This window comes from Streptomyces sp. NPDC059785, assembly GCF_042732375.1.
In the GTDB taxonomy this organism is placed as follows: Bacteria; Actinomycetota; Actinomycetes; order Streptomycetales; family Streptomycetaceae; genus Streptomyces.
The window spans coordinates 178,219-192,854 of record NZ_JBHWHV010000001.1 but is presented as its reverse complement, the minus strand read 5'-3'; the positions used below and the strand labels follow the sequence as shown (position 1 = coordinate 192,854).

The 14,636-nt window shown below is 66.3% G+C and carries 12 protein-coding genes and 1 pseudogene; 11 read left to right on the top strand and 2 right to left on the bottom strand.

Annotation, left to right across the window (positions count from 1 at the left end; genetic code table 11):
• Nucleotides 1-35: 35 nt before the first annotated feature.
• The 11 genes and pseudogenes from ACFV6E_RS00960 (at nt 36) to ACFV6E_RS00910 (ending at nt 11,416) form a co-directional block, all read left to right on the top strand.
• The gene (locus ACFV6E_RS00960) at nt 36-1,319 is read left to right on the top strand and encodes a PucR family transcriptional regulator (RefSeq protein ID WP_385458624.1); all 1,284 of its coding nucleotides are present in this window, start codon (nt 36-38) and stop codon (nt 1,317-1,319) included.
• On the top strand, nt 1,316-2,206 hold the full coding sequence (locus tag ACFV6E_RS00955) for a methylenetetrahydrofolate reductase (RefSeq protein WP_385458622.1): 891 nt from the start codon (nt 1,316-1,318) through the stop codon (nt 2,204-2,206). The genes ACFV6E_RS00960 and ACFV6E_RS00955 overlap by 4 nt, the downstream gene beginning before the upstream one ends.
• A gap of 231 nt (nt 2,207-2,437) precedes the next feature.
• Nucleotides 2,438-2,905, top strand: a complete 468-nt coding sequence (locus tag ACFV6E_RS00950) for a transposase (RefSeq protein ID WP_385458620.1) — start codon at nt 2,438-2,440, stop codon at nt 2,903-2,905.
• Nucleotides 2,902-3,888, top strand: a complete 987-nt coding sequence (locus ACFV6E_RS00945) for a transposase (protein WP_385458619.1) — start codon at nt 2,902-2,904, stop codon at nt 3,886-3,888. Before ACFV6E_RS00950 ends, ACFV6E_RS00945 begins: the two co-directional genes overlap by 4 nt.
• A 358-nt stretch (nt 3,889-4,246) precedes the next feature.
• Nucleotides 4,247-4,330 (top strand): annotated as a pseudogene (locus ACFV6E_RS00940) (IS630 family transposase); the annotation flags it as partial.
• Between the two features lie 469 nt (nt 4,331-4,799).
• On the top strand, nt 4,800-5,726 hold the full coding sequence (gene folP, locus ACFV6E_RS00935) for a dihydropteroate synthase (protein ID WP_385458617.1): 927 nt from the start codon (nt 4,800-4,802) through the stop codon (nt 5,724-5,726).
• A 182-nt stretch (nt 5,727-5,908) separates the two neighbouring features.
• Nucleotides 5,909-7,255: an aminomethyl transferase family protein gene (locus tag ACFV6E_RS00930; protein WP_385458615.1), complete on the top strand. Its 1,347-nt coding sequence runs from the start codon at nt 5,909-5,911 to the stop codon at nt 7,253-7,255.
• A gap of 171 nt (nt 7,256-7,426) precedes the next feature.
• Nucleotides 7,427-8,299, top strand: coding sequence for a methylenetetrahydrofolate reductase (locus ACFV6E_RS00925; RefSeq protein ID WP_385458613.1), 873 nt, complete (start codon nt 7,427-7,429; stop codon nt 8,297-8,299).
• A complete protein-coding gene (gene purU, locus ACFV6E_RS00920) occupies nt 8,296-9,204 on the top strand; it encodes a formyltetrahydrofolate deformylase (RefSeq protein ID WP_385458612.1) in 909 nt (302 codons plus the stop codon). The genes ACFV6E_RS00925 and purU overlap by 4 nt, the downstream gene beginning before the upstream one ends.
• 234 nt (nt 9,205-9,438) lie before the next feature.
• Complete coding sequence (locus ACFV6E_RS00915; RefSeq protein ID WP_385458611.1) at nt 9,439-10,302, top strand: bifunctional 5,10-methylenetetrahydrofolate dehydrogenase/5,10-methenyltetrahydrofolate cyclohydrolase; 864 nt, start codon at nt 9,439-9,441, stop codon at nt 10,300-10,302.
• Between the two features lie 37 nt (nt 10,303-10,339).
• Nucleotides 10,340-11,416, top strand: a complete 1,077-nt coding sequence (locus tag ACFV6E_RS00910; RefSeq protein WP_385458609.1) for a chorismate-binding protein — start codon at nt 10,340-10,342, stop codon at nt 11,414-11,416.
• A 39-nt stretch (nt 11,417-11,455) separates the two neighbouring features.
• Here the strand turns inward: ACFV6E_RS00910 and ACFV6E_RS00905 are convergent, their stop codons facing one another.
• Both ACFV6E_RS00905 and ACFV6E_RS00900 read right to left on the bottom strand, forming a co-directional pair.
• Complete coding sequence (locus ACFV6E_RS00905; RefSeq protein WP_385458607.1) at nt 11,456-12,379, bottom strand: LysR family transcriptional regulator; 924 nt, start codon at nt 12,377-12,379, stop codon at nt 11,456-11,458.
• Nucleotides 12,380-12,714: 335 nt separating this feature from the next.
• Nucleotides 12,715-14,316, bottom strand: coding sequence for an MFS transporter (locus ACFV6E_RS00900; RefSeq protein ID WP_385458605.1), 1,602 nt, complete (start codon nt 14,314-14,316; stop codon nt 12,715-12,717).
• Nucleotides 14,317-14,636 lie beyond the last annotated feature (320 nt).

Below are 14,636 nucleotides of genomic sequence, written 5' to 3'. Positions count from 1 at the left end.
CGCGTCGAGTGCCTTCTCTCCTTGCGTCGAGCCCGATGACCGCGCAGCCGGACAGCGGCCCCATTGGCCTGCGGCAGGTGGTAGCCCTCTGCGGAGAGCTGTCCAGCCTGGCGACGACGGACTGCGACCTCGAACAGGTCGTCGCTCTCGTCGCCGAGCGCGCCGGAGTGTGGGCGACCGTCGTGGACGACTCACTGGCCCCCCTCGTGAAGAGCCCCAGCCCGCCCGGTTCCGTGGGTACGCCCGCGCACAGGCTCACGAATGTGCTGGAGAGCGATACGCAGACAGTCGCGCAGCTGGTGGCCGCCGCGTCGAGCATGCGCCGCGCCCTGTCCCTGCCGGCCTCGGGCGCATCGGCGGCGTCACTGGTTGTGGCGCCCGTTCTGGTGGGTGACGACGCGGTGGCGTACCTGGTGACCGCCGGTCACGACGTCGACGAGACCGGCGAGGACGCCCGCATCATGGTGACGGAACACGCGGCCATGGTCTGTGCGGTCGTCCTCGGCCGACGCCGCATCGTTGCCCTTGCTGCTGGTCGTGCACGCCGTGAACTGTTCGACGGACTTGTACTGGTCGGCGATCGCACGGAGGCGGACGTCGACGGCTGGGCTCAGCATTTGGGCATCGATCCGGGCGGTCGCCACCGGGTGTTGGTGGTGGCGCTGTACCCCGGCACGGGAAAGCCCGCTCCTGCTGCGATCGATATGGTCGAGCACATGCTCGCCACACGCTGCCCGGCGGCCATCGTCGTGAACCGTGGATCCGAGGTGGTCGCTCTCGTGCCAGGTGATGACGACACCGAACTCACGCGGCAGCTCACCGCATTGGCCCGGCTGTGCCGGGAGGCCGTCGCGGTTCGATTCCCCGACGTGCGCTCGATCGCAGGGCTCGGCGACGCGCACCCGGGCGCGGCACGAATCAGCGCCTCCTACGGTGAGGCACGAAGAGCCGTGGACATCGGGCGTTTGATGGCAGGGTTGTCGGACGTGATCGTGTTCGCCGAACTCGGTGTGCACCGCCTCTTCGCACAGGTCCGGAATCCTCGTGAGCTGGGTGGCTACGCTCGTGATGTGCTGGGAGAGCTCATCGATCACGACCAGAAGAACGGCACCGAGTACTGCGGGACCCTGGCGGCCTACTTCGGTGAGAACGGCAGCCTGCGGCGCGCGTCGGCCCTCATGCACACGCACCCCAACACGGTGGCCTACCGCGTTCACCGGGCGGAGGAGATCACCGGGTTGGACCTCAGTTCCTACTCCGACCGGCTTGCCGTGCAGGTGGCTCTTGAGATCGTCAATGGACTTGGAGGCAACCCGTGAGGGACGTCCTGGCCGCGCGAGGTGCGCCTCTGCTCGGTGCGTACGTCGTACCGGAATCGGGGGAGCGAGAGCCTGCCGCGGCTGCCGCGGCCGCAGTTCGTGCCGCCGGCGCCGACCTGATCGCCACGGCGACTTCGGGGCCCGAACGGCGGCGATACACCAGCACGAACCAGGCCATCGACCTGGCTGCAGCCTGCCAGGACAGGACCGGGGTCCCCGCGTTGTCCACAGTGACGACCTGGAGCCGGACCGTGATGGCTCTGCAGGCCCATCTGCTCGGGGCTCACGCTCGTGGAGTCACCCGTCTGATCTGCGGGGCGGGGAGCGCCCCACCCGTCGGAAACATCGCCCAGACAGACGGGCGGTGGACGGTGGACGCCGTCGGATTGATCGAACTGCTGGGCGGACTCAACGAGGGCGTCGACCGCCATGGCCTCCGACTGGAAAGCCCGACTCACTTCGATATCGGGGTCAGGATCAGGGCAGCGCCCAGGCTGTCCGCCGTCGACCGGGCCAGGACCCGTCGCAAGATAAAGGCCGGAGCGCACTTCATCGTGAGCAGTCCGGTCTATACGCAGGGAGCCCTTGACGCCCTGCTGGAGGCGGTCGGGGGAGCCGTGCCCGTGCTGGCTACCGTCCACCCACTGCGCTCCTTGGACGAGGCGAACTTCCTGCGGCAGGAACTGCCGGCTGGCTGTCTTCCTGATGCGCTCATCGAACGGCTCGAGCGGGCTGGTGACCGGGTCGGCGAGGAGGGGGAATGCATCGCCGTGGAACTCGCCGCGCAGTTCGCCGGAGCCACGCAGGGCGTCATCCTGTCCCGAGCCGACCGGCCGGATCTCGTCTCCCGCGTGCGCTCCGCGCTGCCTCGCCCGGTCATTGGCTGAACCCGCCGACTTCCAGGGGCACCGACACGAACAGGCAAGACGCGTGGACGCGAACCACCGGCCTCGGGACGGTGCCTGCATGTTGCACTGGCCCGAGGCAGACGCAAGATACGACGGCCGCCACCGGCGGCACTCTCGCTTCCTCCGAATCCATCAAGAGCTACTAGCGGTGGTTTGTTGACGGCGGACCGTGGTGGTTGTACGCCCGAGGTGAGAGCCTCAACTCGCTGTGTGGTGGGGATCGAGATGACGAAGCGGTTGCCGTGTCCGCCCGCACCCGGTCCGCTGGAAGGCTATGCCGCCCGCTTCGATGCTCTCTTTGAGACGCTGGCGCAGCGGCGTGGGTTTCGTGAGTATCTGGCCGGGCTGCTTCTGCCGCGGGACCGGAACAAGACGCTGACCTGCCTGGCCGGCACCGAGCCGGTGGTCGGCGCCCAGCATGCGGCGGTGCAGCGGCTGCAGTTCTTTCTCTCGGAGTCGACGTGGGACAGCCACCGGGTCAACGCGCGCCGCCTGGAGTTGCTGCTGGTTGATCCGGCCACCGCCCCGCACCCGGGCGGGGTGCTGGTGGTTGACGATTCCGGGGACCGCAAGGCAGGGACGGCGACCGCGCACGTGGGCAAGCAGTACCTGGGCTCAGTCGGGAAGATCGACCGGGGTGTGGTCACCGTGACCACGACCGAGGTGTGGTCACCGTGACCACCTGCTGGGCGGACGAGCGTGTCTACTACCCGGTGCACGCCCGTCCCTACACCCCGGCCCACCACTTCCCACGAGGGAAGAAGGACCCAGGCTTCCAGTCCAAGCTGCAGATCGCGGTGGCTCTGGCCACCGAGGCCAAGGCGGCCGGACTGGTCTTCAGGGCGGTGGCCGCCGACTGCGCCTACGGCGACCACGACAGCTTCCGCGCCGGCTTGCACGCAGCCGGTCTGGCGTTCGTGATGGCCCTCGAGCCCCGGCACGGCGCCTGGTCCCACGGCACCGACGCGTACACGCCTGTCGACGCCGCCCACGCCCTGGCCTGGACCGACGCCGACCGTCCTGGGGACTGGACACGCATCGAGCGCGCCTTCCGCGACGGGCACGCTGCCACCTGGTGGGCCGCTGAAGCCCGGCTTGGCTGGTGGGGTCCGGACGGAAACGTCCGTCTGGCCGTGGCCACCACCGACCCGGCCACCCTGCCGGAGAAGGCTACTTGGTACCTGGCCACCGACCTGCCCCGCCCCGGCTCCCCGCGCGCGGCCGACTCGCCCAATCTGCCCGCCGATCTCGCCGAGATCGTGCGAATCTACGGGCTGCGGCACTGGGTCGAGCAAAGCTACAAGCAGGTCAAGGATGAACTCGGCTGGGCCGACTTCCAGGTCCGCTCCGACACCGCCATCCGCCGCCACCAGACCCTGGTCAACTGCGCATTCAGCTTCTGCTGGAGCACCTGGTTCGCCCCGCCCTCAGCCGCCCCACCGCTCTGCGGGCACGACGCCCCGCCGTCGGCGGGAAAGAGGGGGCACAACCAAACACCACCCGGCCCAACCGCCCTGCTGGCCCCGGGCGATCCGGGCCGTCCGTGGCTGGCTGGTGCCCTGGAACACGCTGCAACGCTACTGACGAGCCTGGACAACCCAGCCTCCACCCAGCGAACTCCAAGCCCTGATCAACGCCGTTGCCACCGGCAGACCTCTTGATCTGCACCACCACGGTCCGCCGTCAACAAACCACCGCTAGCTCGGTAGGCATCAGATACCGGTATAGGGGATCACCGCAGCACGGGCATAGAGGCTGACGCGGGCTTCTTGTTTAACACTTCAACGCGGAGCCGAGCTGGAACGGACCAAACGGCACGAAAAGTTCGACTTTTTGTTGCACAAGATGCCCAGAGGGGTGGTTCGGTGACCCGATCCCGGGACCCACGTGAGGCCGGCCGGGCCAGCCTCACTGCCAACGCAGGCGCGCAAGCGCCGGCCGACGACGGCTCCGACGCCACAGGACGCGCCCCCGGTACCGCCCCAGAAGGATGCGGACCGGTCCGGCTCCGCGAGCCCCCGCGCCCACGGGATCACGCACTTCCATGGCTGCTACTCGGTCGGCGACGAGACCCTCCGGGCTGTCAACCGGCGCCGCAAGGGATCAATACGACCTGTGCGGCATTGAGCAGCACCCACCGAGCGGGCAGTCTATGGATGCGCCGTTGAACGTGCGGCGCGGGCACTGCCCATTGCGACCCGCCCGAGGACGGACATGCATCGGGCCGGGCAGGTCGCGATGCCGGCCGCCCAGTCGACAGGGAAGTCGTCGATGGTGAAGCAGCCGGAAACCGGTTGGCGCGGCGGTGGCAGCTTGATGACCAGGATATGGCCGTCAGCACGCAAGGTTTGCGGACAGGCCGCCGGCTTCATAGGTGGAATCGCCGAGCACGCTTCACTACACGTCAACGAGCGGGCCGACGGCGACCCCGCGGCTGCCCCCAGCCCCGATGCCAAAATCTTCCACTCAAGGACTAGAACGATTTAGCCATTGGTTGTAACCTGCTGGCTATATCGATTTAGTGCACGCGTGCTCGGACTACCGATCCGAGCACTGAGGAGGCTTCTCCAGCATGATCGACATGAAGCAGCGCACCGTCACAGGATGCTCACCCCCGCTTCCGGAAGGACTCCCACACCAGGGCCGATGCCTGGTGATGGGAATCCTCAACGTCACCCCCGACTCGTTCTCCGACGGCGGGCGCTACGCAAACACACGCCGCGCCGTTCAGCACGGCCTCCAGTTGGCGCGTGCAGGAGCCGACCTGGTCGATGTCGGCGGAGAGTCCACGCGGCCCGGCGCCCGGCCGGTCCCACTTGCCGAGGAACTCGCACGGGTGGTGCCGGTCGTCCGGGAACTCGCTCTGGCCAACGTGAGAGTCAGCGTCGACACGATGCACGCCGAAGTGGCGCGTGCTGCCGTACAGGCCGGCGCCTGCATAGTGAACGACGTGAGCGGGGGCCTGGCCGATCCATCTATGGCGGCCACGGTGGGCGCCGCTCAAGTTCCATACGTCATCACGCACTGGCGGGCACCGAGTCACGAGATGGACCGGCATGCCGTGTACGACGATGTCGTAAGTCAGGTGGTCGCCGAGCTCCACATCCGCGTAGAAGCAGCCGTGGCGGCTGGGGTTCAGGCCGAGCGGATCATCATCGACCCCGGCCTGGGCTTCGCCAAGAACGCCGAGCAAGACTGGCAACTATTGTCACACCTGAGCGCGTTGAAAGAGACGGGATTCCCCTTCCTCATCGGCGCGTCACGGAAGCGACTGATCCGCACAGCCCTGCAGGCCCACGGTGCGTGCGAGTCGGGATCGGACGAGCGTGACGCCGCAACCGCCGCGGTCTCGGCCCTCGCGGCTTCCGCAGGAGCCTCCTGCGTGCGCGTGCACGACGTCCGCTCCAGCCTGCACGCCGTTTACATGGCCTCCGCCTGGGCTTCCGGGGGCAGGAGGGCGCCCACCGGCCTTCCTCCTGCCCCGCCCCTCGCTTCCTGAAAAAGGCACCACACAGACCTCGCCCGAGCCGCATCACCTCTGCTAGTTTCCGCTAGATCGATTTAGCCGACCCCGCACGTTCTCTGAGCCGCAGGCGACCACCAAGAACTAGATCGATCTAGCTTCTCCTGGTCGGACCTCATCGAGGGATCGCGTCGGACCACCTCGAAAGAAGGAATCACATGTCAACTCCCAGCCTCCAGGACGGCATCGACAAGGCAGGCTCCCCCATACAGATGCTGTGGCAGACAGGGGCGGAGCCCTGGACGCCTGAGGTGGTCAACCGCGAGTACGCCGGCTGGCGTGTCGAGCAGCGCGCGTGGCACGAGGGCGTGGCGTTGCTCAACCTGTCGCACCACATGTACGACATGTGGATCGAGGGTCCGGACGCCACTCAGGTCCTGGCGGACTACGGCGCCAACAACTTTGACAAGTTCGCCGTCGGCCAGGCCAAGCAGTATGTTCCGGTCAACCGTCACGGTCAGATCGTCACCGACGGCATCCTCGCCCGGGAGTCCGAGAACGCATACCTGCTCAGCGGTGTCCCGGCCTCCCAGCACTGGGTGCAGTATCACGCTGAGAAGGGCGGCTACGACGTCTCCTTCTCCACCGACCCGTCCTCCGCATTCCGCCCCGGCGGCGGCGACCCGAGGATCTTCCGTTACCAGATCCAGGGCCCGCTGGCTCTCGAACTGATCGAGAAGGTCTTCGGTGGCCCCATCCCTGAGACGAAGTTCTTCCACGCCACACCGGTCACGCTCGACGGCCGCGCCTTCAAGGCTCTGCGCCACGGCATGGCAGGCCAGGCCGGCTACGAGTTCATCGGTCCCTGGGAGCACGCGGCATACGTGCACGACGCGTTTCTGAAGGCCGGCGAGCCGCTCGGCCTGGTCCAGGTTGGTGCCCTCGCCTACACGACGCCGAGCGTGGAGAGCGGTTGGGTCCCCTCGCCCGTGCCCGGCATCTACACCGACCCCGAGCTGGCCGAGTACCGGTCTTGGCTGCCCCTTTTCGGCATCGAAGGCAAGCGCCCGCTGAGCGGCAGTTTCTACTCGAACAACATCGAGGACTACTACGTCTCTCCGTTCGAGCTCGGCTACGGCAAGATGATCCACTTCGGGCACGACTTCCACGGCCGCGACGCCCTGCTCAAGGCGAAGGAGGAGGGGGGGCTGCGCAAGAAGGTCACCCTGGTCTTCGACCCGGACGATGTGCGCCGGGTAATCGGTGGCGGCGAGGACCCGGGCTTCGTCCTGAGCTATGCCCGTCAGCGTGTGGAGACCTCCTCCGGCCTCGTCGGCGTCACCATGCAGACGGCCTCGATCGACCCCGTGGGCACCGTGCTGTCCCAGACGCTGATCGACGCCGCGCACGCCGAGCCGGGAACCGAAGTCACCGTGGTGTGGGGTGATCACCCGGGTGCGGGTACCGACCCCGAGGCTGACCTCGGGTTCCCGCGCATCCGCGCCACCGTCGAGGTCAGCCCGTTCGACCGGCACGCCCGCACCGAGTATCGCCGCGAGGTCTGATTCACCACGGCGTCACGCCATGAGGCCGGTCACCGACAAGTGATGACCGGCAGCCACCCGACGGGCCCACGCCCCGGTACTCCCCTGCCGTATCCGCGCGGGCCCGTCGGACGGCCGGTCAGCCCCATCGCACATAGCGAGGGCTGCTCTCCCGCCCCGTTAGGAGCACCGATGAACCCCCTCAGCTCAGCCACTCCGGCGGTGAGTACCTCGCTGCTGGATGACTTCTCCCTCGAAATGACCGGCAAGGACGTTCCGAAGCTGGAAGAAGCAGCCGGCCTCATCCCGCCGGGCACCCGGGTCAACGTCACCTTCCTGGGAAATGAGGACCTTGAGATGCGGCTGGCCGCGGCCCGCGCCGTCAAGCGCCTCGGTTTCCAACCGGTCCCGCACATATCGGCCCGTCGCCTTAAATCCTCGGCCGACTTCGAACAGTTCCTGGGCGGACTGCGATCCGACACCACCGGCAGCGAGGTATTCACCGTGGGCGGTGACCCCTCCAGCCCGGAAGGCCCCTACGAGGACTCTCTGGCTCTGATCGAGTCCGGCCTGCTGTCCGAGTACGGGGTGCGGCACGTGGGGATCAGCGGCTACCCGGAAGGCCATCCGGCCATCAAGCCTGAGGTCCTGTGGGCCGCGCTGCGCGAGAAGGACGCTGCTCTCACCGCCCAGGGCCTGGAAGGCAGCGTCATCACCCAGTTCGGATTCGACGTCGACCCGGTGCTGTCCTGGATCGAGCGGGTCCGCGGCGAAGGCATCACCCTCCCGATCCGCATAGGCGTTCCCGGACCGGCCGGTGTGCGGCGCCTGATGACTTACGCGGCCCGCTTCGGAGTCGGTACCAGTGCCTCAATCGCCAAGAAGTACGGCCTGTCCATCACCAACCTCATGGGCACCGCGGGGCCGGACCGATTCCTGCGTGCGCTGGCCGATGGATACGACCCCGTGCGACACGGCGAAGTGAAGATTCACTTCTACACGTTCGGCGGCCTGAAGGCCACCTCCGCATGGATTGCTCAGTTCAGGAAGGAAGCTCACGCATGACGGTCACCCAGGCCGCCGTGGCCCGCACCGCCCGCACAAGCCCAGGCACGGACCACCAAGCGTCCCTCATCGTCCAGGGTTCCGATGCCACAGGCATCGTGGCAGCCGTGACCGCGGTGCTCGGCCAGCACGGAGCCAACATCGTCGCTCTGGACCAATACTCCGACAACCCGCACGGGGGCGCGTTCTTCCAGCGCACCGTGTTCTCTCTGGACGGTCTGCAGGCCGCTCTGCCTGCTCTGCGTGCCGAGCTCGACGAGAAGCTGGTCAAGCAGTACGGCCTCACCTACACGCTGCGGGACATGTCGGTCCCGAAGCGGGTCGCGATCTTCGCGTCCAAGTCCGACCACTGCCTGCTGGACCTGCTGTGGCGGCACCGTCAGGGGCAACTGCCAGTGAGCATCGCCATGGTGATATCCAATCACCCAGATGTTGCCGAGGAGGTGCGTAACTTCGGTATCCCCTTCTTCCACGTGCCCTCCATGGGTGCGGACAAATCCGCCGCCGAGGCGGAGCATCTGCGGCTGCTCAAGGACAACGTCGACTTCGTGGTCCTGGCCCGCTACATGCAGATCCTCTCCGGCGGCTTCATCGAGAAGGCCGGCGTGCCGATTATCAACATTCACCACTCCTTCCTTCCGGCGTTCATCGGCGCGGGACCCTACGCCAAGGCCAAGGAACGGGGCGTGAAGTTGGTGGGGGCCACTGCTCACTACGTCACCGAGGACCTCGACGAAGGACCGATCATCGAACAGGACGTCGTCCGCGTCACTCATGCCGACACTGCAGCCGACCTCACACGCCGAGGCGCAGACGTCGAGCGTGCCGTCCTATCCCGCGCGGTGCTCTGGCACGCCGAGGACCGGGTCATCCGCAATGGCAATCACACCATCGTGTTCGCCTGACGCACATACCCACCCCATCACCGACAGGTAAACCGCCCGGAACAGGGACAGGTGGTCTTGTCGTGCACCGGAAATGCCACCGGGGCGACGGAACAGCGGATGGTCCGCTTTGGTGCTCACCACCGTCGCCCCGGCCTCCGGTGCCGTACACCGTGGCCGGCACAGGCTCGCTGCGGCCGCATGCAGCCCTCAGCACCGGGCGAATCGTTCACCAGCAGAAGGCGGTTCGCCACCATGACACGCACGATCAAGGGCGCAGAGATCGCCCGTCGCATTCGGTCCCAGGTCACCGAACGAGTCAGCCAGTCGCGTCTCAGCGGACGCGTTCCCGGCCTGGCCACCATTCTCGTTGGTGACGACCCGGCCAGCGCCGTCTATGTCGGCGCCAAACGCCGCGCGATCCGTGAGGCCGGGATGCGCGACATACACCGCCACCTTCCCCACGACTCCAGCCAGGCTGACGTAGCGGCCGTCATCGACGAGCTGGCCGCCGACCCCAACGTCGACGGAATCCTCCTGCAACTGCCGCTACCCGCGCAGCTCGGCGCCGCACAGCTGATCGACCGTATTCCCGTCGCCAAGGACGTCGACGGTCTGACTACCGCCAGCGCCGGTCTCCTCGCCCGCGGCGAGCGTGGGCTGCGTCCCTGCACCCCCAGTGGCGTCATAGAGTTGCTCGATGCCGAGGGCATTCAACTGCGAGGCTCGTGCGTCGCAGTCGTTGGCTGGGGCGAACTCGTCGGCCGACCTTTGGCCCAGCTCATGCTGCGTCGCGGAGCGACTGTCACGGTCGCCCACGAATTCACATCCGATCTGGCTGCGGTGACTCGCCCCGCGGACGTCGTCGTGGTTGCCACGGGGGTTCGCGGTCTCATCGGTCCCGAACACATAAAGCCGGGTGCTACCGTCATCGACGTCGGCATTCACCGGACGCCTGAGGGGCTGACCGGTGATGTGCGTGCTGCCGAACTCGACGGAATTGCCGGACGCATCACACCGGTGCCGGGCGGCGTGGGTCCGATGACTATCGCCATGCTCCTCGTCAATACGCTTCTTGCTGCCGAGTGGGCCGCCGAATGCGAAGCCGTACCCGCTTAGATGCCGCCTCGTCTGTACGTCACGAAAGAGGCCACACATGAACAACGTCCCAGCTATGGCAGTATTTCGTGGCCGTGTGGCGAGTGGCCTCCTCGACGTCACTGACGATCCCGAAGCTCTCGACTCCGAGGGCTTCTGGGCTGTGGTGGCCGAGTTCGAAGGACGTCTCACGTTCGCCCGCTTCAGCAGCGTCAGGCCGCTTGTGCCGGCTGCGCAGTCGGGCGTCTGGCAGGGCCCCGGTCCGTACCAATGGAGCAGCTCACTCAGCCATGCCTCCTACGTGGCCGGCGTTCAGAGAATCCGTGACTTCATCGCAGCCGGTGATGTCTACCAGGCCAACCTGTGCCGGATCCTCTCCGCCCCGATCGGCCCGGGTGCGGACATCAAGAGCCTGGCCGCTTTGTTGGCCGCGCGCCACCACGCCCCGTACGCCGCAATGGTGCGCCTGCCCGATCACGGCATCGAGGTGGCCTCGGCATCTCCAGAGCTGTTCATTCGCCGCGATGACCAGGTCATTCATTCTGGTCCCATAAAGGGGACCGGCTGCACAGAAGACGATCTCCTGGAGAAGGACTACGCTGAGAATGTCATGATCGTCGATCTGGTCCGCAACGATCTCGGTCGGATCTGTGAGACGGGCAGTGTGACCGTTCCGAGCCTCTGTGCCGTGGAGAAGCACCCGGGACTCGTCCATCTGGTATCCGGAGTCCGCGGTGTCCTGGGCAAAGACATCGGCTGGGGCCAGATGTTGGCCGCTGCCTTCCCGCCAGGCTCGGTCACCGGGGCCCCTAAGCAGAGGGCTCTTGACATCATCCGTTCGCTCGAGACCGCGCCCCGCGGTCCCTATTGTGGCGGCATCGGGTGGGTGGACGCCGATCGCCGCTGCGGCGAACTGGCAGTCGGCATACGCACCTTCTGGATCGATCGGGAGCAGTCGCGCTTGCGTTTCGGGACCGGGGCCGGCATCACATGGGGATCGGATCCGGAACGTGAGTGGGATGAGACAGAGCTCAAGGCGGCCCGGCTCGTGTCCATCGCGTCAAACGGCGGGCTCCTCGGGGCGGACGATCAGGATCGGTCGATACCGGATCTCGTAGTCCCCCCTGCCAAATGATGGGACTGCGCCCTGTGCCGCTTCTGGCAGCGGCCGGACTCACGGCGCTGCGTCGGTCTGGAGCGTGGGCATGGGATTCTCCCTGAACCACGCGGTCAGGAAATCCAGCAGTGCACTCACCTTGCGCGGTACGGCGTCACCAGGACCGTAGATCGCGTAGAGGGATCGATCGGTTACGCCAAGTTCGGGGAAGAGGACCTGGAGCTTGCCCGACACAAGATCGTCGTAAACAGCCCGTTCGGGAAGCAGAGCGATACCTCGCCCGAATAGAGCCGCCTTGTGCAACGCCAGGTGCGAGTTGGACGAAAACAGGGTGTTTCGGATCCTGATCGGTGCAGCGGCAGGCCCGCTGCCCAGCCTCCAGACGGGGTCGTTGCTGTGCACCAGACACTCGTGCTCACTGAGCTCGTCAGGGCGGGTTGGCGCCCCGTTCCGCTCGATGTACGCCTTCGAAGCGCACAGTACGAACGGCACCGAGGTGATCTTTCTTAGGCGGACACTGGAGTCCCGCAACTCCCGGGTCTGTAGCGCAACGTCGAAGCCGCTCTCGAGGAAGTTGTAAGTGCGATGGGACAGACCACCCAGCTCGAACCGCACTGACAGCTTGGGAAACTCCATAGAGAAGGCGGCCATGGCATCACCGAGGTCGAGACTACCGATCCACTTGGGAGCCATCACGCTGAGTCCGCCTTCCACCAGTTCGTGTGTCTGGGAGATGCTGGCCCGCTCCTCATCCATCTCGTCGAGGATCCGGGTGGCGAACTCGGCGTAACGTTTGCCGGACTGGGTGAGGCTGACGGACCGAGCGGTGCGGTGGACGAGCTGGACACCAAGTTGCCGCTCCAGTTCTCCGACATGCCGCGAGACGACGGAGCCCGAGAAATTGAGGATCTTCGCGGCTCCGTTGAAGCTGCCAACTTGAGCTACGGCCGCAAAGCTCCGCATCAGTGAAATGTGATCCATAGAACTCCTCGTGCCCTTCGCACCAGAAGTCTTTGAGCGAGGGCGCTCGCGGTCCTGTGCGCGGCTCTGTCGGGCGGCACGCTCCTGCAGGGCGAACCAGATCGATTTAGTCACGCTAACAGAGCCGCACAACCCTCGCTCAAGTCGTCCTGCGAGGCGTGCCGTGACGCTGCGGGCCACCTTGCTTGTCTGGCCTCAGGCAGGGCACAGGCCGCCGGGCAGAGCACGTCCGGCACCGGGGTGGTCCTCGGCTTGCGGCGAGGACCACCAGGACCACGTCGGTACAGAAGCCGTTGGCCTTTGCTGCATGCACGGAACGTCGATCAGGGCGTGGCTCAGCCTTCGTCGGCGACTGCCGTCACAGCTTCCTGGCGCGCCGGCGCCGAATCGTGGGCGGCTCGCTTGCGCACGCCGATCGTGACGATTGCGACCACAGCACCGACGAGCATGCCGACGCCGCTGACTACCGCGCAGACGTGCAAGGCGTCGGTGAAGCTCTGTCCGTAGGCTGTCAGCGCCTGCTCAGTGGCCGGCGCCGTGTCGAGTCGCAAGAAGGCTCCGGCCTGGATTCCTACGTGTGACACCACACCTTCTACCTGGCCCTGCCCTGCGGCGTTCAGGCCAGAGGTGGAAAGGTGCTCGGGCAGTGCTGCCAGGGTCCGGTCAGTGAGGATGGCGCCGAAGACGGCGGGGCCCAGTGCGCTGCCGATCTGGCGCATGGTGCTGTTCGACGCACCTGCAGTGTCGGCGAGGTGGCGGGGCAGGCTGCTGATCGCGATGCTGGTGATCGGTGCAAGGGCGAGCGCGATCCCAATGCCCAGGACACCCATCACCAGGGCAGCAGTGCCTGTGCCCGTCGAGGCATGGAAGAAGCACACGCACAGGGCTCCGATCCCGCTGATGACGAGACCCATGACGAGAACCAGTCCTGGGCTGGTCCTGTTCATCAACCGGCCGACGAGCGGGGCGAGGAGCACGGCGAAGCCATTGAGGGCGAGCAGACGGATACCAATGTCCAAGGTCGAGGCGTGATGGACGAGTCCGAAGTACTCGCTAAGCGCGAACACAAGCCCTACCTGGGCGAAGAGCGCCACTGCCATGACAAACGCAGCGCCGGAGAACCCCTTGGAAGCAAAGAGGCGCATGTCCAGCATGGGATGCGAAGATCGCAGCTCTGCCAGGACGAACGCAGCCAAGGCCAGTGCAGCCGCGATCAGGGCGACGACGGCCTTGGTGGACGTCCACCCAGCGCTTCCGCCCTCGATGACGCCGTAAACGAGTGTGGTGATGGCCACGATGGCGAGGATCTGGCCCACGATATCCAGATGTGGTTCGCGCGATCCTCGAGAATCCTTCAGGGCGGTCATGCTGACGGCCACGATGACCGCACCGATGACCAGGGCCGGGAAAAAGATCCATCGCCAGCTCGCGTGCTCGACGATCACGCCGTTGATTATCGGTCCGAGGGCCAGACCGAGACCGAGAGAGGCGGTCCACGCGACAATCGCGCGAGAGCGCCTGCGGTAGTCGGGACAGACGTGGCTGATCAGAGCCAGGCTTGAAGGAAGCAATGCGGCAGCACCAACGCCTGCGAAGGCCTGACCGACACAGACAAGCAGAACGTTCGGTGCCACGAGGCATAGCAAGGAGCCCACACAGAAAATGCCCAGGCCTGCGACGTAGACCTTCTTGCGGCCGAAAAGCTCGCCGAGCATTCCGAACGTCAACAGAAGCGCCGCAGTCGGCAGGATGAAAGCGTCAGCGACCCACTGGAGCTCGACGGTGCTGGCGTCCAGTGCCTGCTGGATGACTGGAAGGGCGACCGAGACCCCCACGACGGGCAGGTAAGCAGTGAATACACCTAGGCAGGCAAGCAGAATCGTCAGGTTCGTGTGCCGAAGAGAAAGCGCTGACGAAGACCGCTGCGGAGCAGACACGTTATGTGACATGGCACCTCAGAACATGGTTGCGAATGTAACGGACGACCGACGAGACAGGCCCGCCGGACCGACGGACCTGCGGTAGTCGAAGCGGGGCGTGCGGGGACCGTATACCAAGCCTCATTGGCCGAGATGGCCTTGGGCGTGCAACGTATGTTGTTCGGTTTTGCACGCTCGAGGATGCGTGCGAAGCCGCTTCTACTCAGAGCGCGGACCCACCTCACGCAGGACAGGGCATGTGTGGGGGCACGCTGAGTCGCTGTTCAATGGCGTCGACTTTCTGTTTGCCAGGCTCGGCACTGGCACCAGTGCGGCCG